We start from the raw sequence: 25,111 nt of genomic DNA on the forward strand, positions 1-25,111 counted from the left end.
GGACCACAGGGTCACGGAGAACTTCGATCCGTCGCCATTGTTCGGGCGCCAACGTTCTTCCCGGCCAGGGCGCGTGGCCAGTGGGTCCACGTCTTGGCCGGGTCGGGCGGCCGGAAGGGGCCATGTTTGCTGGTGGTCTTTCCGAGGCCTACCAAGCCTTCCGCGGCCGCGACGGCGCAGGCGACGCCGTCGAGCACCGGCACCCCGAGCACGTCCTCCAAGCGCCGGTCCAGACCCGCGAAGCCGGCGCAGCCGAGTACGACCGAATCCGCCCCGAGGTCGAGTAACGCGCGGCCCGTTTCGACGAGTGCGTCGAGGGTGAGTTCGTTGTCCTGGTGGATCCCGAGGACCGGTACCCGCGTGGCGAGGACGCCGGCGCAGCGCGACCACAGGCCGGCGCCGCGCAGGCTGTCTTCGATACCGGCCGTCGCGGCCGGCGCGGTGGTCGCGACACCGAACCGGTGCGACACCAGGCACGCGAACTGCGCCGACGCCTCGGTGATGTCGACCACCGGCACTTCGAGCACCTGCCGCATACCTTCCCGCCCGTGTTCCCCGTACCCGGCCATGACCACCGCGTCGAACGGGCCGTCATAGGTGAGCACCGTGTCGAGCACGGCGGCGGCGGTGACGAAGCTTTCGTAGAAGCCCTCGGCGGATTCGGGGCCCCACGCGGGTTCGATCGCCACGATCTCGGTTCCCTCGCGCGCGGCGGCCATCGCATTCGCTTCGATCACCCTGGTGATCTCGCGCGAGGTATTGCAGTTGACGACGAGAAAGCGCATTCTCCAGCCCCTTCTCACGCGGCGAGCGCCGGAACACGCTCCGGGTTGAGGTCTTCGAGCGAGCGGTTGTGGGTCTCGGGAGCGCAGACCGCCGACACGCCCAGCACGACGTACATCGCCGCGAGCATCACGAAGACACCGGCGATGCCGCCCGCGGCGAAGAGGGCGACGGCCAGCAGTGGCATGACAGCACCGGAGACGTTCCCGATGCCGTTGACGACCGACGTGCCGAGTGCGCGCACGCGAGTCGGGTAGAGCTCCGGAGACCACGCGGCAAGGGTGGTGTTGAGCAGGAGCGCGAAGAACTGGAACACGGCGCCGAGAATCAGGATCAGCGCGACGCCGTGGGCAAACAGCGCGAACGCGACGGCGGCGGCGCAGCCGAGGACGGCGGCCGGGAGAACGACGGTCTTGCGTGGGGCCCGTCCGGCGAGGAACGCGGAAGCGCAGGCGCCGAGCAGGCTGCCGACGTTCATGACCATCGTGTACGCCAGGCTGCTGGTGACGCTGTAGCCCTGCGCGACGAGGATCGACGGCATCAGCACGAGCAGGGTGACCTGTGCGCCGAAGGACATCCAGGACGCGAGGCCGATGGCCGTGGTGCGGCGCAGCGAGGCCGGGGTGGCCAGTTCGCGCAGAGGGACACGTTCCCCCGCGGTAGCCGGAATGTCCTTTGTGGACAGATAAGGCGTGGACCCGGCCGGGCGGCGGCGAAGGCTGCCAGACGCCAGGACAGTGAGGGCGGCGTTCGCTTCGTCGACGCGGCCTTGCGCGAGCAGGAACCGCGGCGATTCCGGGAGATAGCGGCGGAAGACCACGACGAGCAGCGCGGGCAGTGCCAGCAGGACGAACAGCCAGCGCCAGCTCAGCGAAGGTCCGCCGAGCACGTCACCGAGCGGCCCGAGCACCAGAAGGAACAGGCCGAAGGCGACGAAGTTCCCGACGCCACCGGATCCGATGTTGAGCGAAGCGGCCACCCTGCCGCGGAAACGGGTGGCGACCATTTCCGAGAGCAGGGCGAGCCCCACGGTGAACTCCCCGCCCAGCCCGACTCCGACGATGAACCGGCTCAGGTGCAGGATTTCCGGGTTGGGCGCCACCGCGCTCAGGATCCCGCCGAGGGTGTAGAGCAGCAGGTTCAGGCTCAGCGCGAAGCGGCGGCCCCTGCGGTCGGCGAGGTAGCCGGTGGTCAGGCGCCCGACGAGGCCGCCGATCGTGGTCACGGTGTTGAGCAGGGCCAGCGCGCCGGTGTCCATCCCGAAACTGGCCTTGAGTCCTTCCCCGATGGCGCCGGTGGCGTCCTGTTCGAGCGCGTCGAAGAACATGCCCGCGAGCACCAGCGCCACCACGCCCGCGTGGGCCTTGGTGAAGCCGATGCGGTCGAGCGCGGCGGCGAGCCCGCTGCCGCTGGTGTCCACTTCGGACGGTGGTGCGCCGGTGACTGTCTCATTCGCTGGCTGGGTGTGGTCCATGCCTGACCTCCGGGAAACGGCGAGGCATTTGGTATACCAATCGGCCTGTTTTGATCGCCAGCGTTAGTCGTTAACACGACGTAAGCGAGTCGGGCACTGCGTTCCGGTGAGGTAAATTCCCAGGTATATGGCGGTTCCGCGGGGTCGGGTGCGGATGCCCGAGATCTCGGCCGCGCTGGGGTATCGATCCGCTCTGGGGTATCTTGTATGCCATGACAGCTTCTGGGGTGCCCGAGAGCGACGATCGGCCGCGGGCGCGCAAGGTGTACGAGTACCTGCGCGACGGGATCATCGAAGGGGAGCTCCCGCCGGGGAGCCGGTTGCTGGAGCGGGAACTGTCCGAGCGGCTGGGGGTTTCGCGCATCCCGATCCGGGAGGCGTTGCCCCAGCTCGAAGCCGAGGGCCTGATCACCACGCTGCCCCGGCGCGGGGCCGTGGTCACCCAGCTGACCCTGCGCGACATCGGCGAGCTGTTCGACGTGCGGACGAGTCTGGACGTGCTGGCCGCGCGCCTGGCGAGCCGGCAGCCGCGAGAACGGGCCGTCGCCGCGCTGGGGCCGGCGCTCGCCCGCGCCGAGCTCGCGACCACCAGCGGGTCGGGCAGCGAGATCGCCGCCGCGAACTCGGCCTTCCACGAAATGATCGTGCGGTTGTCGGCGAGCAGGCTGCTCCAGTCGATGATGGCGCCGATCAGCGCCAGGGTGCGGTGGTTGTTCCGGCTGACCGCGGACCGGGATCCCGACGTGCTGTGCAGCGAGCACCACGAGCTGTACGACGCGATCTGCGACGGCGACACCGACCTCGCCGCCTCACTGGCTTTCACCCACGTCGAACGTGGGCGCCGCCCCTCATTGGCCTCGCTGGCCGGGGTTCTGCCCGCCGGCGCCGAACCCACACCGGAGGACCTCGTATGACCGGCCCGCTGCGGCAGCTCGCCGTGACCGCCACCTCGCACTGGCCCAACTACCTGCCCGAGTACGTCGCGGCCGAACACGGTTATTTCGCCGACGAGGGACTGGATTTCCGGCGCTGGGCGCCCGAACCCTGGACCGTCGTGCTCGACGACCTCGACGCGGGCCGCGCGCAGATCGCGCTCGGCGGGATCTGGGTGCCGGCGATGTACCACGGGCGTGGCCGCGAGTACCGGGCGTTCGCGGCGCTGAATGCCCGTAACCCCAAGGCTTTCGTGACCCGGGAGCCGGTTGCGGACTTCGGCGTGGCCGACCTCGCCGGGAAGACTGTCCTCGCGCCAGGCGCCGGCAGCGCGGCGTACTACATCCACACCGCCGGCCTGGTGCGTCGCGCCGGCGCCGATCCCGCGGACGTCCGGTTCATCCGGGACCTCTCCGGCGGCACGCTCACCGAACTCTTCCTCGGCGGCCTTGGCGACGTGCTCATCACCGATGTCGTGAACGCCACCGTGCTGCAGCACGCGGGTCACGGGCATATCGCCTTGCGCGTCGACTCGCTCGGGTTGATGCCGAACAGCGTGTACTACACCGGGCCCGGTCACCTCGACCACGAGGACCGGCTGCCGTGGGCGTTCTCCCGCGCCCTCGCGCGGGCTTCCCAGTGGCTGGCCGCGAATCCCGCGCGGGAGCTGAAAGCCTTGCTGCGGCGGGAATGGCCCGGGCTCGACACCGGGCTGCTCGTCGACGTCGTGGACGACCTGCGTGGCACCGGGTTGTGGGCCGACATCCGGATCGACCGCGGCTCCTACGACGAATGGCAGGACATGCTCGCCGAGGAACACCTCATCGACGCCCCCGTCCCGTTCGACGTCCTCGTCGACCCCCGCCCGGCCGAGGCCGCCGTCGCCGCGCTGGCCGGGAGCACGACGTGGTCCTGATCCTGACCAACGCCGACATCACCGCCGCGCTGTCGACGATCTCGCCGGACGCGGTGATCGACGCCGTCGAGGCGGCGCACGCCGATCTCGCCGCGGGCCTCGCGGCCCAGCCAGCCAGGGTCCCTGCCGCCGTGCCCGGTTCCACCGCGGTGCTGGTCCCGATGACCGCCGCTCTCGCGCACACCGCCGGGGTGAAACTGCTCGCGGACGTCCCCGCGAACGCCTCGGCCGGCCGGCCCGTGCAGCAGTCGAGCATCGTCCTCGTCGACCCGGCCACCGGCACGTGCGAGGCGTTCCTCGACGGCGCAGCCATCACCCGGCGGCGGACGGCCGCCACCTCCGCCGTCGCGACCCGCTACCTCGCCAGGGCCGACAGCCGTGTCCTCGGGCTCGTCGGCGCGGGGGCCCAGGCGCGCGCCCATCTCGACGCGATCCGCCGGGTGCGTCCGATCGACCAGGTCGTCGTCTGGAGCCGCCGGCAGGCCACGGCTGCCCGCTTCGCCGAGGAAATGGCCGAGCCCGGACTGCGCATCGACGTCGCCGAAACACCCCAGGACGCGGTCCGTCCGGCGGACATCGTCTGCACGCTGACCCCGTCGCGCACTCCGATCGTGTGTGGCGCCTGGTTTCCCGACGGACTGCACGTCAACGCGGTCGGCGCGCCACCACGGCCCGATCATCGGGAGATCGACACCGACGCCGTGACGCGGTCGCGCCTGGTGCTGGACAGCCTGCACACCGCGACGCACGAGTCCGGCGCCATCATGATCCCGCTCGCCGCCGGTGCTCTCCGCGCCGAGGACCTGACCACCGAACTCGGGGATGTGGTGCGGGGCGCCAAAACCGGCCGCGCCACCGCCACCGGGATCACGCTCTTCAACTCCGTCGGCCTGCCGATCCAGGACATGGCCACCGCGCGCCTCGTCCTCGACACCACGCGGGCCCACGGGCTGGGCACACCGGTCGACCTCTCCGCGCGGCAACCGGTGCGTACCGGCTGATCCGGCACCGGCGGCCATATGCTGGGGGGTGTGGTCGCCAAATCGCTCTCGGTGCTGACAGCGCTGCGTGCCGAAATCATCGAGGGCACGATTCCCGCGGGTACCCGGCTGAAGGAAGAGGCGATCGCGGCGCGGTTCGGCGTCTCGCGCGTCCCGATCCGGGAAGCGTTGCTGCAGCTGGAAAGCGAAGGCTTCATCCAGACCGAGAAGTACAAGGGCGCCACCGTTTCGACGCGCTCCCAGCGGGAGGTCGTCGAGCTGATGCAGGTGCGGCGGGGCCTCGAGGTGCTCGCCGCGACCCTCGCCGCCGAGGCGCGCGGCGGCGAGCGGGCCGACGACCTCCGGGCGATCGTCGAGCAGGGCCGCCGGGCGGGCGATGCCGGGGCCGTCGAGGAGCTGCCCCCGCTGATCCTGGAGTTCCACCAGGTCGTCGCGCGGGCGTCGGGCAACACCGAACTGATCCGCATGCTCGACGGCCTGCTCCGCCGGATCGCCTGGGGTTTCGAACTCGAGCTCGAGGACCGCATCGACACGTCCTGGGCCGATCACGCGGCGATCGCGACGGCCATCCTCGGCGGCTCACCGGTACAGGCCGGGTATCTGATGGACGAGCACATCCGCAAGGACGAGCGGATCTACCGTCGCCACGCCGCCCCCTCCGGCACGTAGGGCTCCGTGATGTCGGTGTGCACGAAGGCTTGATGTTGTTTGCCCGCCAGGGCGCCGAGTTGGCCCCTGGCGTCGCCGAGTTGGCCCGGGGCGTCGCCGAGTTGGCCAACGGTGTCGCCGAGTTGGCCAACGGTGTCGCCGAGTTGGCCAACGGTGTCGCCGAGTTGGCCAACCGCTGCCGCCGTGGGCAAACTCAGCGACCGGACCAGCAAAATCAGTGACGCAGCGGGCAAACTCGCCGACCGCGCGGGCAAACACGGCAACGTGAACCGGACAGGGCCACGAGACCTAGCTCGTATACAAAAGATCGCATTCGCGCCGTAGTTCACGTGAGAGAAACGACGTGACACGCCGGGGCAACAATTCTTGTATACAAAATGACTGTTCGTCGCCTGTCCGCACCGTCCCTCCCGGAGTCGCCGCGAGGGTTTCGCCGACGTGGAGCGCAGTCCCATGACCTCTCATCACGCCCCCGAGCGCCCGGCTTCCGGCGCCGTCGCCAGTACCCTCGACCGGGCCGGGTTCAGCCGCGCCCAGTTCTGGGTGCTCATGCTGATCCTCGCCGGGATGTTCTTCGACACCCTGGAACAGAACTCCGTCGGCTCGATGGGCGCCACCATCAAACTGACGCTGGGCATCACCGACACCGACCTGACCGTGATCAACACGGCCACCGTGATCGGCGGCCTCGTCGGCAGGCTCGCCGGCGGCTGGCTCGCCGACCGCTACGGGCGCCGGGCCTCGTTGTCGTTCAACCTGCTCCTGTACACGCTCGGCGGCCTGATCAGCGCGGCCGCGGTGAACTACGAAATGCTGCTCGCGAGCCGTTTCCTGGTCGGCATCGGCCTCGGCGGCGAGTTCACCATCGGCATCGCGATGCTGTCGGAGATGGTCGCGACCCGGCGCCGCGGCACGCTGGTCGCCGTCCTCAACATCGGCTCCGGCGGGGTCGGGAACTTCCTGTCCTACGGGCTGTTCTTCCTGCTGCTGGGGCCGTTCGCGTCCGGGCTCGGCGGCGATCACCTGGTCTGGCGCTGGACTTTCCTGTTCCTGGCCGCGCCCGCGCTGCTCGTCGTCCTCTATCGCCGCCGTCTTCCGGAGACGCCTCGGTTCCTGCTCTCCAAGGGGCGCGTCACCGAAGCCAACCGATCGCTCGCGATCCTCACCTCGGACTCGCTGCGGCGCCCGGCCGGGCCCGCGCCGGAGGGGCCGCTCACCGCCGCCGACATCCCGCCCCGGCAGCTGAAGTCCTCGCCCGCCGCGGTGTTCGCCCGCGCTGTGCTGCCCCGCACCCTCGCGCTCGGCGCCGCGTCCTGGATGGCTTTCGGCGCGCAGGTCACACTCAACTTCCTGATGCCGACCCTGCTCGTCGAGCGCGGCTACTCCATTTCGGACAGTCTGCTGTTCACGATGATCATGAACATCGGTTCGCTGCTCGGGGCGTGTGCCGCGGCCGGGCTGGCGGGCCGTGTCGGCCGCCGCGCGTCGGTGGGTGGCGCGGGCGTGCTGGGCTGCGTCACCGCGGCCGCGTTCGCCGGGTTCGGGAACAGCACCGTGCTCATCCTCCTGCTCGGTGCCCTGTTCCAGTTCTTCACCATGATCACCAACACCACTCTCGCCGTGTGGTCGCCCGAGCTGTACCCGACGTCGATCCGGGGCACCGGCACCTCGATCGTCAACGGCATCGGGAACATCGCGGGCGCGGTGATGCCGTTCGCCGCCGTCGCGTTGTTCGGCGCGTTCGGGTTCGCCGGGGTGTTCGGCATGGTCGCGGTGATGTACGCGCTGCTCGTCCTCGCGTCCCGGTTCGCGCCGGAGACCAGGCAGCGGACGCTCGAACAGATCAACGAGAACACGCCGGCCTGACCCGGCATATTCCACAATGGACAGGAGAACGGCATGCGAATCCGGGCAAGACGAGTGCTCACGCCCGAAGGCGAACGACCAGGCGTGGTCGTGGTGCGGGACGGCCTGATCGCCGAAATCGCCCCGTACCACGGTGGTCCGGCCGACGTGGAGGTCGCGGGGGACGAGGTGCTGCTGCCCGGTCTGGTCGACTCGCATGTGCACGTCAACGAGCCCGGGCGCACGCATTGGGAGGGGTTCGCCACGGCGACGGCCGCGGCCGCCGCCGGAGGGGTGACCACGATCGTCGACATGCCGCTGAACAGCATCCCGCCGACCGTCGATGTGCCTGCGCTGCAAGCGAAACAAGCTGCCGCGCGGGGTCAGCTCGCCGTGGATGTGGCGTTCTGGGGCGGCGCCGTCCCTGGTAACCGCGCGGCGTTGCGGGCCCTGCATGAGGCCGGGGTGGCCGGGTTCAAATGCTTCCTGTTGCCCTCCGGTGTCGAGGAATTTCCGCCCCTGGACGCCGTGCAGCTGGAGGAGGCCATGACCGAGATCGCGGTATTCGGCGGCGTGCTCATCGTCCACGCCGAGGATCCCGCGACGATCGCCCCCGCGCCGCATGGCCGCGCGTATGCGGATTTCGCGTTGTCCCGGCCACAGGCCGCCGAGGTGCGTGCCGTCGCCACGCTGGTGGAGGCGGCACGCCGTACCGGATGCCGGACCCACATCGTTCACGTGGCCGGCGCCGCCGTACTGCCGTTGCTCGCCGCCGCGAAGGCCGACGGGCTGCCGGTGACCGCCGAGACCTGCCCGCACTACCTCACGTTGTGCGCCGAAGATGTGCCGGACGGGGCGACGGAGTTCAAGTGCTGTCCCCCCATCCGGGACGAAACCAATCGCGACGCGCTGTGGGAAGGGTTGCGCGACGGCACGCTGGATTGCGTCGTCTCCGACCATTCTCCTTGTCCTGTCGAGGAAAAACGCCTCGACTCGGGCGATTTCGGTGCGGCGTGGGGCGGGATCGCGTCGGTGCAGCTCAGCCTGCCGGTCACCTGGACCGCCGCCGCGGACCGGGGCTTCGGCCTGAGTGAGCTGGCGCGGTGGATGAGCACCGCGCCGGCCGCGCTCGCCGGGTTCACCGATCGCGGCGCGCTCGCGCCCGGGCTCAGGGCGGATCTGTGCGCGTTCGCGCCCGACGAGTGGTTCGTCGTCGATCAGCTGCGGTTGCGGCACCGCAACCCGGTCACCCCGTACCAGGGTCGAAAGCTGCGCGGTGTCGTGCGGCGGACGTGGCTGGCCGGGGAGCCTGTCGAGGACGGCGTTCGCGCGGGGCGGTTGGTGAGCCTCCGTGGTTGAGCACGATCACCGGCTGCCGGACCTGGCGGGCCGAGCACTCGGCGCGTCAGTGGTGTACGCCAACGACGAGTTCTTCGCCGCGGCCGAAAACCTGATCAACCCCCGGCCCGCCGCCCATGACCCGGCCGCGTTCGGCCCGCGCGGCAAGCTCTACGACGGCTGGGAAACCCGACGGCGGCGCGGCGACGGCACCGATTTCGTCGTCGTGCGTCTGGCCGCGCCCGCGATCGTCCGTACGGTGAACATCGACACCGCCCACTTCCGCGGCAACTACCCGCCGCACGCCTCGGTCGAGGGCGCCTGCCTGCTCGGCTATCCGGCTGTCGACGAGGTGCTGGCGTCGGAGTGGCGCCCGCTCGTGGCCAAGACGGAACTCGCTGGCGACACGGCCAACATCGCGGCGGCCGTCCCCGGTGGGCTTGTCACGCACGTGCGGCTGACCATCCACCCGGATGGCGGCGTCGCCCGGTTCCGGGTGTTCGGCGAGGTGGTCCCCGATCCGCGGCGGCTCGGTGGCCGAGTGGACCTGAGTTCGGTGCTGCACGGCGGCGTCATCACGGACTGCAGCAACATGTTCTATGCCGCGCCCGCGAACGTGCTGCTGCCCGGCCGCGCGGAAGTGATGAGCGACGGCTGGGAGACGGCAAGGCGGCGCGACGACGGTAACGACTGGCTCGTCGTCCGCCTTGGTGTGCCGGGAATCCCGCACCACGCGGTGATCGACACGGGCCGGTTCATCGGCAACGCGCCAGGTGCGGTGACTCTATCCACTGTGGATGGACAGAGTTTGTTGCCCCGCACCAGGTTGCTGCCGGACACCGAACACCACTTCCGCGTCCACGCCGAGACCGCGACCACGTCGGTCCGGCTCGACATCCACCCGGACGGCGGCCTGTCCCGGCTGCGGATCTACGGCACCGTCCCCGAAGACGCGCAGGACGAAATCGCCCGGCGGTGGCTGGAGGCGCTGCCCCCGGAGGTGGCAGCCACCGTCGATCCTGCCGGGTTTTTCGACTGAGCTCTTTGTCGTGCACCGGCACGGTTTTGCCGCGGCATCAGCCCGGAATCACTGGTGCCGGCAGGAAAACCGTCAGGATGCCTGCGGGAGTGGACCGCTCGCCCGCTGAGCGAGGTGCCGGCTCAGGGGCGGCGGCCCGGCTCCGCTGGCGGTTTGCCCATACCCTCGGAACCCTTGCACCACACGCACTTCGGCTGTCCGGTGTTCGCGCACGCGCACATGTCGTCTGCCTCTCTCGTCGATGCCGAACTTGGGGCATGTCGTACGAGAGCGGCGCCGCGTTACGCCATTTGGTAGCCCGCATCCAATTCGGTCTGGAGTTTCACCCGGTCGATGGCCTTTTCCCACTTTCCGACCACCAGGGTGGCCACGCAGTTGCCGGCGATGTTGGTGAACACGAAAGCCGCGGACAGGGCGAAGTGGATACCGAGCACGAGCGCGATGCTGCTGACCGGGATGGTGTGCGTCGCGGTCAGGGTCAGCGCCAGCACGGCGATCGCGGAACCCGAGACGCCGGCCCCGCCCTTCGAGGTCAGCAACAGCACCAGCAGCAGGCCCAGCTGCGCCTGCCAGCCGAGGTCGGTGCCGGTCGCCTGCGCGAGGAAAACACTTACGGCAGCGAAGTAAAGGCAGGTGCCGTCGTGGTTGAAGCTGTACGCCGTGGGCAGGACGAGACCCACGACCGGCTCGTCCACGCCCAGCCGCTTGAGTTTCTCCGTCAGCTGTGGGAAAACGCTTTCCGACGAGCTCGTGCCCAGCACCAGCACCAGTTCGGCGCGGAAATACCGCATCAGCTTGAGCAGGCTGAACCCGGCGTATTTCGACACCGGCCACAGCACGAGCACGAAGAACAACACGACGATCAGGTAGAAAACGCCGATCAGCTTGCCGAGCGGCACGAGCGTGCCGAGCCCGTACTTCGCGACGGTGTAGGAAATCGAGCCGAACGCGGCGAACGGCGCCACGCGCATCACCTTGCGGATGATCCAGAACAGCGCCTGCTGCGTGTTCTCGACGAGGTTCAGTACGGGTTGCGCTTTCTCGCCCAAGGACGCGAGCCCGCAGGCGAACAGCACCGAGAACAACAGCACCTGCAGGATCTCGCCCTCGGCGAAAGCCTGCACGGCCGACGTCGGCACCAGGCTCACCAGGAAGTCGTCGAAACCCTCCGACTTGGCGGGCGCGGTCTGCGAAGCGCTCGCGTGCAGGGTCGACGGGTCCACGTGCATCCCGGCGCCCGGTTTGAGCACGTTCACCACGACCAGGCCGATGACCAGCGCGAGGGTGGTGATCACCTCGAAGTACACCAGCGCCCGTACCGCGATGCGGCCCACCTTGCCGAGGTCGCGCACGCTGGTGATGCCGTGCGTGACCGTGCAGAAGATGATCAGGCCGACGACCATCTGGATGAGATGGATGAAGATGTCGCCGAGGAAGTCGACGTGGTGGCCGACCGCGGGGGCGAAGGTGCCGACCAGGACACCGACGACCATGCCGGCGAAAACCTGGAAAGTGAGGTCCTTGTAGAAGGCTTTTTTCTTCTTCGGCGCGCTTTCGGGCGCGCCGGTGACAGTGGTCTCGCTCATGGTCTCCGGTTTCTTCGTCGAAACGGCGTAACTCAGTGGCCGAGCAGTTCCCTTGCCGGCGCGAACACCTCGTCCACGCTGAGTTCGCGCGGGAGGAGGCCCTGCTCGAGGCAGGTGGCGATGATGAGTTCCAAGGGGTGGCGCAGGTTTTCGAAGCCGAACAGCGTGGGATGCGGCACGCCGTCCTTGCGTGGCACCGATTCGTCCGCGCGTCGCAGCAAGGCGTACGCCTCGCGGATCGCGCCCGGGTCGCGCCGGCAAGCCGAGCGGCCGGCCGCGACCATGTGGTTGATCGGCACGAACCCGTTGTGCTGCCACCATTTCCGGTCGCGCTCGGCGGCATCGGGGACCACCGGCACGAACTCGCCGCCCTCGGGCAGGTCGTTGCCGAAGATCGCGGCGTCGATGCTGCCTTCGCGCAGTAGATCGGTCAGGCTCGCGTCGCCGATCGAGCGGTCCACGTACGGCGGGTCCTCGTACTCGGCCACGTGCGCGCCGTCCCGCGTGATCCAGCGCAACTGGTCCGCGCCAAGGCCGAAGTCCTCGGCGAGGTGGGCGCGCACCCACATGCCGGTGGTCTGGGTGAAAGCCCGCACGCCGATCCGTTTACGCGCGAGTTCTTGCGGCTGTGGCAACGGTTTCGCCGACGGGGCGACCAGGCAGCCGCGCTGGAAACGGGCCGCGACCACGACGGGCAGGAGCACCACCGGGCGGTCGTAAGCGATCGCCTGCAACGCGGTGACGATGGCGAGCTCGGAGAGGTCGTACGCCTCCTCGCGCACCATCGGGGCGAATGCCTTGTGCACCGGGGCCACGTCGGCGAAGTCCAGTCGCACGGAGTCGCTGGTGAATTCCCCCTGTTGCAACGGTTTCGTGTGCGGATAGTCGCCGAGAACGGTGCGGAGTACGCGCTGGTCAGCCACGGTGGTCACCGACCGCGGGGTAGAACTTCTCCGCCGTGCCACCGAAGACGAGCTGCTGGTCCGCTTCCGGGAGGGTGGCCAGCACGTCCTGCGCCGTTTTCAGCAGCTCGGTGAGAGTTCCTTCCGCGGCGGGGAAGTTCGAGCCCCACGCGACGCGGCCCGCGCCGTAGACGCTGAGCAGGTGCTCTAGGAAGTCGGCGGGCGTGGACTCGCCGGTGGCCGCCGCGGCGAGCGTCCGGTTCGTCAGTTTCAGGTGGACGCCGGGGAATTCGGCCATGTCGAACAACGCCTGCGCGGCGCGGAAGGGCTTGCCGTCCGTGAGATCCGGTCGCGCGCAGTGGTCGAGCAGGACGCGCGCGCCGGGGAAGTTCTCCAGCAGCCGGCGCAGGGCGGGGAGGCCCTGCATGGTCATCTGCAGGCACACCGGGATGCCCTGCTGTTCCGCGTAGGCCCAGGCCGGGTAGGACTTTTCGTGGCCGAGGCAGTCCGCCTGGCCGGGCATCGTGGTGCCGGTGGTGAACAGCCGGAAACCGGCGAGGCCGTGGCACTGCCAGCGCTGGATCTTCTCGACCGCGTTGTCGGCCAGCGCGTCGATCGAATAGACGCCGACGAACCTGTCCGGGTGGGCGGCCACGGTGTCCGCGACGTAGCGGTTGTCGTGGCCGTACACAGTGGACGCTTGAACGACGACGGCCTTGGCGATGCCGGCGTCGTCCAGCGCGCGGAGCAGGCCGTCCGCGTCTACGGGACGTTCCCGCGACCAGTCGGACTGCCGCCCGCCGATCGGGTCGGCCGGGTAGCGGGCGCTGTCGGGGGAGATGACGTGGGTGTGCGTGTCGACGATGTGCATGCGGCTCCAGGCGACGGGTGCGGCAGGGGAACGCACCGGCGATGGACCGGGTGGTCCTGAATCTTGGTGAAGCGAGGCTAACACGATCGTTAACAATTTTGGCGAAAATCCTCGTCACGATTTTGGCGTCGAAATTATGGGCATTTGTCGTGTTTGGGGTGTTTCTGGGGTGACGCACCCACTGGGGGACGTTCCGCGTGAGCGGGTGCCGGAGGCGTTCGCCGCTTCGCTGGAATCCCGGATCTTCCAGCAGCGCGACCCGATCAAGCGGACGGTGGACCAGCTTCTTCCTCAAGCACATCCAGAATCCCGGGCAGGACAGCGCCTGGACGGCTGACTTCACGGCGCAAGAGCAGGCGTGGACCCTCGAACTCCTTCGCGAACGCCAGGAAAACCTCGTTTCCACCCTCTCCGCACTGTGGCGGCTGGGCTGAACGAGCGATGCTCCGTTGGCGCAACCGGGCGGAAGTCTGCTTGCATGGGTGGTATGAGCCGGTTGGTGCATGTCGGGCAGGTCGTGGTCGACGTCCTGTTGCGCCTCCCGGAGTTGCCTGGCCCGGGCTGCGACGTGCTGGCCACCGAAAGCCGGATAGCCGTCGGGGGCGGGCTCACGGTGCTCAGCACCGCGGTGCGCCAAGGGCTTCCGGCGGCCTACGCGGGCATGCACGGCACCGGCCCGATGGCGGACCTCGCCCGCGAGGCGCTGGCGCAGGCGGGCGCCGAACTCTTGCAGCCCCGCCTTCCGAAGCAGGACACGGGATTCACCGTCGTGATGGTCGAGAGCGACGGTGAGCGCACCTTCGCCACCTCCGTCGGCGCGGAGGGGGAGCTGGGCAGCGCCGAGCTGGCCCGGTTGCGGCTCAGGCCCGACGACGTCGTGTACATCTCCGGCTTCTGCCTCGTCCAGCCGCGTAACGGGCCGGCGATCGCCGAGTGGCTGTCCACTGTGGACGTGCCGGTGATCGTGGACCCCGGGCCGCTCGTCGCGGAGATCCCCGAGGACGTGCTCGCCCCGGTGCTGGCGCGCGCCGACTGGTGGACCTGCAACGAGTACGAGGGCATCCTGCTCACCGGCGAGGCCGAGCCCGCGCCGGCACTCGCGGGCCGCACCGGCGGGGTGGTCGTGCGGATGGGCGCGGACGGCTGCGTGCTCGCGAAGGACGGCGAAGTGCGGTGGATCCCGGGCTATCCGGTCAAGTCGACGGGCCGCAGCGGCGACGTGCACGTGGGCGCGTTCGCCGCCGCGCTGGCCGCGGGCGAGCCGCCGGAGCGTGCGGTGGCGAGGGCGAACGCGGTCGCCGCACTCACGCTCACCCACCGCGGCGCCGCGCCCGCGGCGGCGGAGGTCGACGCCTTCCTCGCCGCGCGGCGCTGACTTACTTGCCGAACCCCGCGGTCAGCCCGGCCACCAGCTGCCGCCGCCCCAGGATGTAGAGCGCCAGCACCGGGATCGTGGACAACACGACTGCCGCCAGCACCGCCGGGATGTTCACCCGGAACTGCCCCTGGAACGCCCACAACGCCATCGGCAGCACCCGCTGGTCCGAGCTCTGCGTGAGAATCAGCGGGAACAGGAACCCGTTCCACACGTTCAGCCCGTCGTACACCGCCACGGTGATCACCGCGGGCCGCACCATCGGCAGCACCAGGCTGAACAGCATCCGCCAGTGCCCGGCGCCGTCCACCCGCATCGACTCGAACAGCTCGTTCGGCACGTCGCGCAGGAAGTTCGCGAGTATCACCACCGAGAGCGGGATCGCGAACGCCACCGACGGCAGGATCACCGCGAGCAGCGTGTCGTACAGATAGGCCCGCGTGATCAGGTAGTAGATCGGGATGATGGTGGCCTGCAAGGGGATCGCGAGCCCCAGCAGGAAAGCCTTGTACGTGAACCCGGAGAACCGCGTGCGCGAGCGGACCACGTAGTAGGCGGCCATCAGCGACACCGCCACCGTGATGGCCACGGTCCCCAGCGTCACCACCATGCTGTTCAGGAAATAGCGCAGGAAGTCGTTCTGCAGCACGAGCCGGTAGTTGTCCAGCGTGGGGTCCGCCGGCGGGGCGAGCGGGTTCGAGTCGTAGAACCCCTGCTGGCCGCGCAGGCTCGTCACCACGATGTAGTACACCGGCACGATCACGACGGCCAGCCACACGAACCCGGCGACCCCGCCCGGCAGATTGGCGCGCGCACGCGACATCAGGCACCCTCCAGCTGACTGCCGCGCTGGAACGACGCGAACCGCGCCAGCCCGAGCGACAACGCGAGCCCGGCGACCACCAGCAGTACGGCGAGCGTGCTCGCCCGGCCCATGTCGTTGTTCGAGAAACCGTTGAGGTACATGTCCAGCGGCAGGAAGCGGGTCGCGTTGCCCGGCCCGCCGCCGGTGAGCACGAACACCAGGTCGAAGTAGGTCAGCGAACCCACCAGCATCAGCGTGGACGAGGTCAGGATCGTGTAGCGCAGCTGCGGCAGCGTGATGTGGAAGAACTGCCGCACCCGCCCGGCGCCGTCGATCTCCGCGGCTTCGTACAGCTGCCGCGGGATCTGCCGCACGCCCGCCTGGTACAGGAGCGTGTGGAACGGCACGAACTGCCACGCGATCACGAAGATCACCACGTACAGCGCCAGCCGCGGGTCGCCGAGCCAGTCCTGCGCCAGCGCGCTCCACCCGAACGCCCTGCTCATCCCGAAGTTCGGGTCGAGCAGCGCCTTGAACGCGATCGCGATCGCCGCCGAGGACAGCAGCATCGGCAGGAAGTACAGCACGCCCAGCGCCGCGCGGTACTTCCCCCGCGAAGCCACGAAAACGCCCAGCAGCAACGAGATCGGGGTCTGGAACAGCCAGCTGAACACCATCACCTGCACGCTCAGCCACACCGCGTGCCAGGTCGCCGGGTCGCCCAGGGCCGCTGCCCAGTTCCCGAACCCGGTCCACGCCGGGTCGCCGATCCCGTCCCACCGCATCAGGCTCAGCACCACGACCCCGCCCAGCGGCAGCAGCGCGAAGATCGCGAAGAAGGCCAGCGCCGGTATCGCCATCAGCGGATGCGGGCCGGTGCGGTACCGCCGCGGCCCGGGCGCGGACTCCACGGCCACGCCCGGGTCGACGTCGATCACGTGCTCGGTCATTGGCCGATGGTGCCGTTCATGTTCGCCGAGAACTGCTCGGGCGTGATCTGCTTGAGGAACAGCTGATCGAGGTTGTTCAGCAGCGCGTCGGCCTGGCCGGGGGACAACGCCTGGTCCCAGGAGAGCTGGAAGCTCGGCGCGTTCCGCGCGACGTTGTACACATAGGACAGATACTGCGGGTCCTGTGCCTTGGCCAGTTTGGCCTCGATCCCGTTCACCGGCGGCACCGAGCCGTTCGCCAGCAGACTGTCCACATAGGAGTCGTTCATCACGTTCTCCCGCAGGTACTTCACGGCCGCCTGCTTCTGATCGTCGGTCGCGGTGGCGGAGACGGACCAGTAGTTGGCGGGGTTGCCCACGATGTCCGCGGGGTCGCCCTTGCCGCCGGCCACGGTGGGGAACGCGACGTAGCCGAGCTTGCCGCCGGAGATGAACCCGGGGTCGGCCTGTTTGATGGTGGGGAACGCCCACGAGCCCATCAGGTACATCGCCGCTTTGCCGGTGTAGAGCAGTGCGGTGTCGGCGTTGCTGTCGGTGGCGATGGAGTTGAAGCCCTTCACGAACCCGCCCGCGTCGACGAGCTGCTGGATCATCCGGTTCGCCTGCAGCACGGCGGGATCCGACCACGCGCCGGGCTTGTTCGACGCGATCGCGTTGAACACGTCCGGCCCGCCGATCCGGTCGACGAGGTACTCCTCCCACATCAGCTGCGGCCATTTGCTCTGCCCGCCCATCGAGAACGGGGCGATCCCGGCGGCGTTGAACCTCGGGATCAGTGCCATCAGCTCGTCCCACGTCGCCGGGGGTTGCGCGCCGATCTTGTCGAAGAGCTCCTTGTTGTAGAACACGAACACCGGCTGCATGCCGTTGTTGGGCACCGCGTAGGTCTTGTCGCCGATCACCCCGGTCTTGGCCACCGACGGCAGGTACCGGCTGGTGAGCGTCGGGTCCTTCTGCACTTCGGGGGTGAGGTCGGCGATCTTGCCCGCGTCCACCCACGACTTGAGCATCCCGCCGTTGCCCCAGCTGAACACCAGGGTCGGCGCCTGCCCTGCCCCGACCGCGGAGCGGATCTTCTGCTTGTACGCGTCATTGCCGAAGAACTGGCCGTCGATCCCGCCGCTGGAGAACGAGGTCCGGAACGTCTGCTCGTCGCCGCCGGTCAGCGCCCAGGCGGAAACCGAGCCGCTCGCGCCGGGCCCGCTGGAGCCGCAGGCGGCGACGAAAGCCAGGAGCGTGGCGGCCAGTGCCGCCGTCCACGCCTTCCGGCGTTTGCCCAGTGTCATGATCTGCCTTCCGCATCGAAGGTCCGAAAACTTTCGGAAACACTATGGTGTGGATGGCAAGATAAGCCCCGGTGCTACCAGCGTCAAGGGGCTGTTGTTCCTACGAAACCTCGGTTAAAGTGAGCCGAAATTTTTCGATAGGAGGTTCGGACGTGCCGGCAGGTTCGGGCAAGCGGGCGACGCTGCAGATGGTGGCGGACGCCGCCGGGGTGTCGCTGCCCACCGCGTCGAAGGTGCTCAACGGCCGCGGTGACGTGGCCGAAGCGACCCGGACGCGAGTGGAGGGGGTGCTGCGGAAGTACGGCTACGTCCCGCAGAACGGCCGCCGCACGATCGCCCCCGCCCGCGTGGTGGACCTGGTTTTCGACGATCTGGTCAGCCCGTACTCGCTCGAGCTGTTGCGCGGGATCACCGATGCGGGCGCGGAAAGCGGGGTCGACGTGGTGGTCGGCCGGGTGCCGGTGGCCGACGACGGACCGCTGACCCCGGAGGACAGCTGGGCGCAGCGGCTCAAGAGCAGTGGCCGCGAGGGGCTCATCGTGGTCACCTCCGAGCTGAGCCTGGCCCAGGTCGAGGGCTTCGCCAGGGCCGGGCTGGCGCTCGTGGTGATCGACCCGCTGAACCTGCCGCGGGTGGAGGTGACCAGCGTCGGCGCGACGAACTGGAACGGCGGGGTGTCCGCCACCGAGCATCTGCTGGGCCTCGGGCACCGGCGGATCGCGTTCGCCGGCGGCCCGGTCGGGGCTTCGTGCGGGCAGGCGCGGCTGCACGGGTACCGCGCGGCGCTGGAGAACGCCGGCCTGACGCCGGATCCGGAGCTGGTCCTGCACGGCGCGTTCGAGTACCCGGACGGACTGGAGATGGGAACCCGCCTGCTGGAGCTGGAAAATCCGCCCACCGCGGTCTTCGCCGCCAGTGACGCCACGGCACTCGGCGTGATGGAAGCCGCGCGGCGTAAGGGTTTGCGCGTGCCCGAGGACCTCAGCGTGGTCGGTTTCGACGACACGATGCTCGCCGCGTTGACGACCCCGGGGCTGACCACCGTGCGCCAGCCGTTGCAGGACATGGGCCGCGTCGCGCTGCGCACCCTGCTGCGGCTCGCCGCCGGGGAAACCCTGGATTCCCACCACGTCGAACTCGCCACGAACCTCGTCGAGCGCGGATCCACCGCGCCCATCGCCTGAACAAGGAGCACGATGACCCGCTGGCAGGACCCTGCGCTCTCCCCGGCCGAACGAGCCGCCGCGTTGCTGGAAGCCATGACGCTGGAGGAGAAGGTCGCGCAGCTCGGCAGTTCGTGGCCGGGGAACGAGGAGCTCAGCGGCAACGTCGCGCCGATGCAGGACGAGTTCGCGCGCGGTGGCACCACGCCGGGTTCCGGGCACCTGACCCGGATTTTCGGGACAGCGCCGGTGACCGCGGCCGAAGGCGTCGCGCGGGTCGCGCAGCTGCAACGGGAAGTGGTCGAGGGCAACCGGCTCGGGGTGCCCGCGATCGTGCACGAGGAATGCCTGACGGGCTTCACCACCTACGGCGCCACGGTGTACCCGACGGCGCTGGCGTGGGCGGCGACCTTCGACCCCGCGTTGGTGGAGCGGATGGCGGCGGCGATCGCGTCGGATATGCGCGCGGTCGGTGTGCACCAAGGGCTTTCGCCCGTCCTGGACGTCGTGCGCGACTACCGCTGGGGACGCGTGGAGGAGACACTCGGCGAGGATCCGTACCTGGTGGGCATGCTCGGTTCGGCCTACGTGCGGGGCTTGGAGCGCAACGGGATCATCGCCACGCTGAAGCATTTCGCCGGGTACTCGGCTTCGCGCGCGGCGCGCAACCACGCGCCGGTGTCGATCGGCGAGCGCGAGCTGCGTGACGTGGTGCTGCCGCCATTCGAAATGTCCATTCGCGACGGTGGGGCGCGTTCGGTGATGAGCGCGTACGTCGACCTCGATGGGGTGCCGGCCAGCGCGAACCGCCGGCTGCTCACCGGGATCCTCCGCGAGGAGTGGGGATTCGACGGGGTGGTCGTGTCGGACTACTGGGCGATCCCGTTCCTGCGGACGATGCACCGGCTCGAGGGCAACGCGGGCGCGCTGGCGCTGGCGGCGGGCGTGGATGTCGAACTGCCCGACACCCAGTGCTACGGCAAGGGTTTGCTCGAACAGGTTCCCGAAGAGCTGCTCGACAGGGCGGTGCTCCGGCTGTTGCGGCAGAAGGCGGAGCTGGGGTTGCTCGACGCGGACTGGGCGCCCAGCGGCGAAGCGATCGACCTCGACTCACCCCGTAACAGGGCCATCGCCCGCGAGCTCGCGGAGAAGTCGGTGACCCTGCTCGCCAACGACGGGGTACTTCCCTTGCGGGCCGAGAAAATCGCCGTGGTCGGGCCGTGCGCGGACGACCCGCTCGCGTTCATGGGCTGCTACTCGTACCCGAACCACGTGCTGCCGCGCTTCCCGGACCTCGGCATCGGGTTCGACGCACCCTCCTTTGTGGACGCCTTGCGCGCCGAGCTGCCGGAGGCGTCGCTGGTGGTCAGGGAGGGCTGCCCGATCCGCGCGGAAGACCGGTCCGGTTTCCGGGAAGCCGTTGCGGCGGCGGAAGAAGCCGAGGTGTGCGTGGCGGTGGTCGGCGACCGGGCAGGCATGTTCGGCGAGGGCACGTCCGGCGAAGGATGCGACGCGGAGGACCTGAGCCTGCCCGGAGTGCAGGACGAACTACTCGCGGCACTGCGGGCGACGGGCACGCCGCTGGTGATCGTGGTGGTCTCCGGCCGTCCCTACGCCCTGGGCGAGCACCCGGCCGCCGCGCTGATCCAGGCGTTCATGCCGGGTGAGGAGGGCGGCGGCGCGTTGGCCGGGGTGCTGTCGGGGCGCGTCAATCCGTCGGGCAGGCTGCCGGTGCAGATACCGCGCTCGGCGGGCGGCTCGCCCGGCACCTACCTGCACGCGCCGCTCGGCGGGAACAGCGCCGGCATCAGCAATCTGGACCCGTCGCCGCTGTTCCCCTTCGGCCACGGGCTTTCCTACACCTCGTACGAGTACGGCGAGTTTTCCTTGAGCAGCAAGGAAATCCCCACGGACGGCACGGTGACCGCCGCGGTCACCGTGCGCAACACGGGGGAGCGGGCCGGGGAGGAGACCGTCCAGCTGTACCTGCACGACGTGGCCGCGCAGGTGGCCCGGCCGGTGCTGGAGCTGGCCGGGTTCACCCGCGTCGCGCTGGCGCCGGGCGAGGCCGCCCGCGTCACCTTCACCGTGCACGCCGACCGCACCGGCTTCACCGGCCTCGATCTCGACCGGATCGTCGAACCCGGCACCGTGGAGGTGTCGGTCGGCCCCTCGTCGGCGGACCTGCCGTGCTCGGGTTCGTTCGAGCTGACCGGGCCGGTGCGGCGGCTGGGTCACGACCGGGTGCTGAGCACCCCGGTGGAGATTTCCGTTACCAGCGACTGAATCTCGGCCTCGGTGTTGTAGTAGTGCACCGAGGCGCGCACCAGGTCGGGCAGGTCGCGCCCGGTGAAGTCGTACTGCGCCGAACCGCGTGAGGACACCGAAGTGTTGATCTTCGCGGCGGCCAGCCGCTGCTTCACCTCGGCGGCCGGAACTCCGGCGACGGAGAACGTGACGATCCCGCATTTGCGGCGGCCGACGTCGTGCACGGTGACCTTCGGCAGCTCGGAAAGCTCCGACCGCAGGCGCGCCGCGAGGTCGGTGACGCGCGCCTCGATCGCAGGCAGGCCCAGCTCCAGCGCGTAGTCGACGGCCGCGCCAAGGCCGAGGACGAGGCCGAAACTGCGTTCCCACACCTCGAAGCGCTTCGCCGACTTGACCACTTCGTAGCTGTCCGGCGCCGTCCACGCGGCCGAGTGCAGGTCGAGCGTCGCGGGCTCGAGGCTTTCGCGCAGCCGCGGGTGCACGTAGAGGAAGCCGGTGCCGCGCGGGCCGCGCAGGTACTTGCGTCCGGTGCCGCTGAGCGCGTCGCACTTCAGCTTCGTCACGTCGAGGTCGAGCTGTCCGGCGGACTGGCAAGCGTCGAGCAGATAAGGGATTCCCGCCTGCCGCGCCACTTCGCCGACCTCCTCGGCCGGGTTCACCAGGCCGCCCTGTGTCGGGACGTGGCTGATCGAGATCAGCTTGACGCTGCCGTCGATACGGCGCTTCAGGTCCGCCACGTCGAGCTGGCCGGACTCGTCGTCGTCCACCACCACGATCTCGGCGCCGGACTGCAGGTACGCGATGGCGTTGCTGGCGTACTCGGCGCGGCAGGTGAGGATCTTGTCGCCCGGCCGGAAGTCGAGCGCGTAGAAGATCGCCTGCCAGGAGCGGGTGGCGTTGTCGGTCAACGCGATGTCGGCGCTGTCCGCGTTCAGCAGGCGCGCCACCGACGCGTACACGCCGTCGACCCGCTCCTGCGCTTCGGCGGCGGCTTCGTACCCGCCGGTGAGGGCCTCGTGGCGCAGGTAGTCGACCACCGTGTCGGTCACGACCGCCGGCGGCAGGGCCGAACCGGCGTTGTTGAGGTGGACGACGTCGGCACAGCCGGGCGTCTCTTCCCTGGCCCGTTGCACTTGTTCGGCACGCATGATCCCGACAGTAGAGAGGATCGCCGCGCAGACGCCAGCGCGTTGATCCTTGTTACGAGGAGGGAACTGCGGTCAGTCGCCGCCGGGCCACGGCTTGGCCTTCTCGAGCTCCTCGTGCAGGAGCGCCAGGAACTCGCGCACCTGGCCCTCGGTGTAGGGCGGCTCCAGCGCCGCTGTCACCGGGTCCGGCTGCCCGAGCGCCTGCTCGATGGCCTTCGAATACGCCGCCATGCTGTGCGGGAAGTACTCTCCGCGCTTCATGGCCCGCACCAGCGACGCGGCCTCGGCCCTGTCGATGCTCGGTGCGCTGAACAACGGGTAGACGAGCGCGTCCAACTCGCCGCGGTGGTCGATGGTCACCGGATCACCTCAGGTTTGCTATCAGGTTGTCCGGGCCGTTGAGCAGATGCCCGGGGTGCATGTAGACGGGCGGGTTGATGCCGTGGCTGTTCAGCTCGTCGATGATGTTGGCCGACTGCTGGATCTGCGGCATGTAGTGGCCGCTGTTGTTGTTGACGTGCGTGATCTTCCCGTTCTTCACCGTCATTTCGCCCGCGGCCGAGATGGGCTGGCCGTTGGCGAGGGTCGAGTGGTGGAAGTCGCCGGCGCCCTGGTAGTTCGAGGCGTAGATGTTTCCGTGGCGGTCCATGGTGAAGATCGCCCTGCCGCCGTCGGAGTGGATGTCCGTCGCGGTGCTGGTGTCGAACAGCGTGCCGTCCTTGGCGTACCGCATGTTCCCATCCTGGTCGACGTACATGCGGTGCTCCTCCCGACGCTGGTCGTCGAGGCGTTGCACCGACTGGCCGGGAAAGGGCTCCTTGTTCGGATCCGTTTCGTCCTTGTACTTGTCGAGCAACGGCCGTTCGTTCGGGTAGTTGTCCCCGGTTTTCGGCGGGGGAACCGGATTCGGGTCCTTGTGCGGCGGCGGCGCCACCGGTTTCTTGTTCGGCGGCGGCGGTTTCTGCAGTTTGGTCTTGACCGGCTTGCGGAACCAGCCCGCGATCTTGCCGAAAAGCCCCGCGTTGCCGCCACCACCGCCGCGCTTAGCCATTGAGCACCTTGCCGATGGCCAGGTCGAGTGCCTGGTCGAGCAGGGTCTTGGTGATCATGCGGAACACCGGGATCTCCGCGAGCGAGGCGCCGAAGGTCACCACCGCGGTGGCGATGGCCTGGGCTATCTGGATGGTCAGCGCGACCAGCTCGGCGATCACGGCGACCTTCAGCGCCACCATGATCCCGGCGCAGACGTTCAGCCCGGCGCCGATCATGGTCGCCGCGGTGGCGCCGTCGTCGAGGTTCTTCTTCGGCGCTTCCGAGTCGGTCCAGAAGGTTTTCAGCTGGTCGATCCCCTTGGCGTGGTTCTTGCTCCACACCTCTTCGACGTGCTGGTGGGCCTGGTCGATCGAGGGGTGCAGCTGATCGGCGAAGGAGTTCCATTCACCGGCCAGGTCGAAGATCTTCCCCTCATCACCCTCGGGCCAGCTGAAGCCCAGCGTGTTGAGCACCTGGCTCAGCGCGGGCGGTAACACCATTCTCGTGGTCATTCACTCGCCCATTTCCTTGAGGAACGCCGTCAGCTGCTCACTGTGCGCGGTTTCGATCGCTTCGTAGGACTTGGCCATGTCGACGATCCTGTCGCCGGTTTCGGTGACCGTCGCGGTGTTGTCCTCATAGGACTCCATCGCGGCTTCGCGGATCGCGTCGTAGACCGACTGCATCGCGGAACCGAGGTCGTCGCCGCCGAACGCGCTTTCGTAGCCTTCCAGCTTCGACTGGAATTCGGTGATCTTGGTCCGCAGCTCGTCGGCGGCGTCGGACACGCTCTTGCCGGACTCGTTCACCGCGCCGGTGTCGAGCTCGATGTCTCCAGGCAACGCTTCTCCTGTCTAGGGCTCGCCAATACTGCGCATGATCGCGCTCAGGTTGTCGGTGTATCCGCTCAGCTGCCGCATGCTGTGCTCGCTCAGTTCCATCGCCCGGTCGGACAGTTCCCGCAGGGCGTCCGCGTCGGCGTCGTCGGCCGACGGCAGGCCGTCCTCGCGCTGGTCCTCCCAGTCCGCGAGCGCTTCGTTGACGGCTTGCAGCACCAGTTCGCAGAGGTCTTCCCCGGACAGGGACCGGGCGACGTCCGACAGTTCGTCGATCGACACCAGGCCGTCCGGCCCGACCGTCGCGAAAACCTCTTCGTCCGCGTCACTGCCTTCGCCGGTCACCTGCGCGCCCTGGAACCCGGCCAGCGATTCCTGTGCCGACCGCAGCAGGTTCAGCGCGTCGCCGAAGAGGGACTCCATCCCGTGCGGCGACGGATCGCCCCGCATTCCCGTGCGCTCGCCGACTTTGGCCATCGTGTCCCCGAGCGCCGAGCCGATCAGCTTCATCAGCTGTCCGCCCTGTTCGGCCGCCGCGCGGAACTCGGTGCTCATCGTGGCGAGATCCGGCAGCGGATCGGTGGCCGAGGGCACCTGGTCCCGGAAGTCCGCGAGCGCGGAATTCGCCGCCGCGGCGATCAGTTCGCCGACCTCGTCCGCCGGGCGGCCGGGCACCGAGTCGTCGAGTGACAGCTCCGCGAGCCGGTGGTCGCGGACGACCGCCTTCACCAGCCTGCCTGCCGACCAGCCAGTGGTCTGGACGTTTGCGGCCGGGGTGTCTTCGTCTTCTTCGTCCTCGTCGTTTCCGGCGCGAATCGAGGCCAGCAGCCGTCGCTGCCCGGCAAGTCGTTCCGAGAATTCATCGTCGGTGTCGCGCACAATCCCCACCTG

26 protein-coding genes are annotated in these 25,111 nt (G+C 69.1%); 12 read left to right on the plus strand and 14 right to left on the minus strand.

Annotated features, from left to right (window positions below; translation table 11 throughout):
- Positions 1 to 11 precede the first annotated feature (11 nt).
- Positions 12 to 785, minus strand: a complete 774-nt coding sequence (locus FPZ12_RS05035; protein WP_144750360.1) for an aspartate/glutamate racemase family protein — start codon at positions 783 to 785, stop codon at positions 12 to 14.
- 14 nt (positions 786 to 799) lie between these two features.
- Entirely contained in the window at positions 800 to 2,257 is a 1,458-nt protein-coding gene (locus FPZ12_RS05040; RefSeq protein WP_208025742.1) for an MFS transporter, read from the minus strand.
- A 212-nt stretch (positions 2,258 to 2,469) separates the two neighbouring features.
- Between FPZ12_RS05040 and FPZ12_RS05045 the strand changes: the two genes are divergently transcribed.
- From FPZ12_RS05045 to alc, 8 genes are all read left to right on the plus strand, one after another.
- Positions 2,470 to 3,171, plus strand: a complete 702-nt coding sequence (locus tag FPZ12_RS05045) for a GntR family transcriptional regulator (RefSeq protein ID WP_144750364.1) — start codon at positions 2,470 to 2,472, stop codon at positions 3,169 to 3,171.
- A complete protein-coding gene (locus FPZ12_RS05050) occupies positions 3,168 to 4,106 on the plus strand; it encodes an ABC transporter substrate-binding protein (protein ID WP_144750366.1) in 939 nt (312 codons plus the stop codon). Before FPZ12_RS05045 ends, FPZ12_RS05050 begins: the two co-directional genes overlap by 4 nt.
- On the plus strand, positions 4,097 to 5,107 hold the full coding sequence (locus FPZ12_RS05055) for an ornithine cyclodeaminase family protein (RefSeq protein ID WP_144750368.1): 1,011 nt from the start codon (positions 4,097 to 4,099) through the stop codon (positions 5,105 to 5,107). Before FPZ12_RS05050 ends, FPZ12_RS05055 begins: the two co-directional genes overlap by 10 nt.
- A gap of 30 nt (positions 5,108 to 5,137) precedes the next feature.
- Positions 5,138 to 5,776, plus strand: a complete 639-nt coding sequence (locus FPZ12_RS05060; protein WP_166462576.1) for a GntR family transcriptional regulator — start codon at positions 5,138 to 5,140, stop codon at positions 5,774 to 5,776.
- A 17-nt stretch (positions 5,777 to 5,793) separates the two neighbouring features.
- A complete protein-coding gene (locus FPZ12_RS05065; RefSeq protein WP_144750372.1) occupies positions 5,794 to 5,997 on the plus strand; it encodes a hypothetical protein in 204 nt (67 codons plus the stop codon).
- 232 nt (positions 5,998 to 6,229) lie between these two features.
- Positions 6,230 to 7,642: an MFS transporter gene (locus tag FPZ12_RS05070; RefSeq protein ID WP_208025743.1), complete on the plus strand. Its 1,413-nt coding sequence runs from the start codon at positions 6,230 to 6,232 to the stop codon at positions 7,640 to 7,642.
- 33 nt (positions 7,643 to 7,675) lie between these two features.
- Complete coding sequence (gene allB / locus FPZ12_RS05075) at positions 7,676 to 8,980, plus strand: allantoinase AllB (protein ID WP_144750374.1); 1,305 nt, start codon at positions 7,676 to 7,678, stop codon at positions 8,978 to 8,980.
- Positions 8,973 to 9,998, plus strand: a complete 1,026-nt coding sequence (alc, locus tag FPZ12_RS05080) for an allantoicase (RefSeq protein ID WP_144750376.1) — start codon at positions 8,973 to 8,975, stop codon at positions 9,996 to 9,998. Before allB ends, alc begins: the two co-directional genes overlap by 8 nt.
- Positions 9,999 to 10,279: 281 nt before the next feature.
- Here the strand turns inward: alc and dctA are convergent, their stop codons facing one another.
- Genes dctA through FPZ12_RS05095 form a run of 3 tightly spaced genes read right to left on the minus strand, consistent with a single transcriptional unit; the run spans position 10,280 to position 13,357 of the window.
- Entirely contained in the window at positions 10,280 to 11,584 is a 1,305-nt protein-coding gene (dctA, locus tag FPZ12_RS05085; protein ID WP_144750378.1) for a C4-dicarboxylate transporter DctA, read from the minus strand.
- A 32-nt stretch (positions 11,585 to 11,616) separates the two neighbouring features.
- On the minus strand, positions 11,617 to 12,516 hold the full coding sequence (locus FPZ12_RS05090) for a hypothetical protein (RefSeq protein ID WP_208025744.1): 900 nt from the start codon (positions 12,514 to 12,516) through the stop codon (positions 11,617 to 11,619).
- On the minus strand, positions 12,500 to 13,357 hold the full coding sequence (locus FPZ12_RS05095) for an amidohydrolase family protein (protein ID WP_144750380.1): 858 nt from the start codon (positions 13,355 to 13,357) through the stop codon (positions 12,500 to 12,502). The genes FPZ12_RS05090 and FPZ12_RS05095 overlap by 17 nt, the downstream gene beginning before the upstream one ends.
- A 169-nt stretch (positions 13,358 to 13,526) precedes the next feature.
- Between FPZ12_RS05095 and FPZ12_RS45465 the strand changes: the two genes are divergently transcribed.
- Together FPZ12_RS45465 and FPZ12_RS05100 are read left to right on the plus strand one after the other, a co-directional pair.
- Positions 13,527 to 13,694: a hypothetical protein gene (locus FPZ12_RS45465; RefSeq protein ID WP_166462577.1), complete on the plus strand. Its 168-nt coding sequence runs from the start codon at positions 13,527 to 13,529 to the stop codon at positions 13,692 to 13,694.
- Positions 13,695 to 13,844: 150 nt separating this feature from the next.
- Positions 13,845 to 14,732: a PfkB family carbohydrate kinase gene (locus FPZ12_RS05100; protein WP_144750382.1), complete on the plus strand. Its 888-nt coding sequence runs from the start codon at positions 13,845 to 13,847 to the stop codon at positions 14,730 to 14,732.
- Position 14,733: 1 nt separating this feature from the next.
- On the opposite strand, the gene FPZ12_RS05105 is transcribed toward FPZ12_RS05100, so the two are convergent.
- Genes FPZ12_RS05105 through FPZ12_RS05115 form a run of 3 tightly spaced genes read right to left on the minus strand, consistent with a single transcriptional unit; the run spans position 14,734 to position 17,773 of the window.
- Positions 14,734 to 15,555 carry a carbohydrate ABC transporter permease gene (locus tag FPZ12_RS05105; RefSeq protein WP_144750384.1) on the minus strand — a complete coding sequence of 274 codons (822 nt, stop codon included), beginning with the start codon at positions 15,553 to 15,555 and terminating at the stop codon, positions 14,734 to 14,736.
- A complete protein-coding gene (locus FPZ12_RS05110) occupies positions 15,555 to 16,487 on the minus strand; it encodes a carbohydrate ABC transporter permease (RefSeq protein ID WP_144750386.1) in 933 nt (310 codons plus the stop codon). Before FPZ12_RS05110 ends, FPZ12_RS05105 begins: the two co-directional genes overlap by 1 nt.
- A complete protein-coding gene (locus tag FPZ12_RS05115; RefSeq protein WP_144750388.1) occupies positions 16,484 to 17,773 on the minus strand; it encodes an extracellular solute-binding protein in 1,290 nt (429 codons plus the stop codon). The genes FPZ12_RS05110 and FPZ12_RS05115 overlap by 4 nt, the downstream gene beginning before the upstream one ends.
- A 152-nt stretch (positions 17,774 to 17,925) precedes the next feature.
- On the opposite strand from FPZ12_RS05115, the gene FPZ12_RS05120 reads away from it, so the two are divergent.
- Positions 17,926 to 18,957: a LacI family DNA-binding transcriptional regulator gene (locus tag FPZ12_RS05120; protein WP_144750390.1), complete on the plus strand. Its 1,032-nt coding sequence runs from the start codon at positions 17,926 to 17,928 to the stop codon at positions 18,955 to 18,957.
- A gap of 12 nt (positions 18,958 to 18,969) precedes the next feature.
- Positions 18,970 to 21,222 (plus strand): beta-glucosidase family protein, encoded by a 2,253-nt coding sequence (locus FPZ12_RS05125; protein WP_144750392.1) that lies wholly within the window; start codon positions 18,970 to 18,972, stop codon positions 21,220 to 21,222.
- Here FPZ12_RS05125 and FPZ12_RS05130 read toward each other — a convergent pair.
- The 6 genes from FPZ12_RS05130 to FPZ12_RS05155 form a co-directional block, all read right to left on the minus strand.
- On the minus strand, positions 21,171 to 22,352 hold the full coding sequence (locus FPZ12_RS05130; protein ID WP_144750393.1) for an aminotransferase class V-fold PLP-dependent enzyme: 1,182 nt from the start codon (positions 22,350 to 22,352) through the stop codon (positions 21,171 to 21,173). The two genes, FPZ12_RS05125 and FPZ12_RS05130, sit on opposite strands and share 52 nt — an antisense overlap.
- A 72-nt stretch (positions 22,353 to 22,424) precedes the next feature.
- Entirely contained in the window at positions 22,425 to 22,712 is a 288-nt protein-coding gene (locus FPZ12_RS05135; RefSeq protein ID WP_144750395.1) for a hypothetical protein, read from the minus strand.
- Between the two features lie 4 nt (positions 22,713 to 22,716).
- Positions 22,717 to 23,403, minus strand: coding sequence for a hypothetical protein (locus tag FPZ12_RS05140; RefSeq protein WP_144750397.1), 687 nt, complete (start codon positions 23,401 to 23,403; stop codon positions 22,717 to 22,719).
- Positions 23,396 to 23,896 (minus strand): WXG100-like domain-containing protein, encoded by a 501-nt coding sequence (locus tag FPZ12_RS05145; protein ID WP_144750399.1) that lies wholly within the window; start codon positions 23,894 to 23,896, stop codon positions 23,396 to 23,398. Before FPZ12_RS05145 ends, FPZ12_RS05140 begins: the two co-directional genes overlap by 8 nt.
- Positions 23,897 to 24,226 carry a hypothetical protein gene (locus FPZ12_RS05150; RefSeq protein WP_144750401.1) on the minus strand — a complete coding sequence of 110 codons (330 nt, stop codon included), beginning with the start codon at positions 24,224 to 24,226 and terminating at the stop codon, positions 23,897 to 23,899.
- Positions 24,227 to 24,238: 12 nt separating this feature from the next.
- Positions 24,239 to 25,099, minus strand: coding sequence for a hypothetical protein (locus FPZ12_RS05155; protein ID WP_144750403.1), 861 nt, complete (start codon positions 25,097 to 25,099; stop codon positions 24,239 to 24,241).
- Positions 25,100 to 25,111: the final 12 nt, after the last annotated feature.

The sequence above is a fragment of the Amycolatopsis acidicola genome (assembly GCF_007713735.2).
Lineage (GTDB): Bacteria > Actinomycetota > Actinomycetes > Mycobacteriales > Pseudonocardiaceae > Amycolatopsis_E > Amycolatopsis_E acidicola.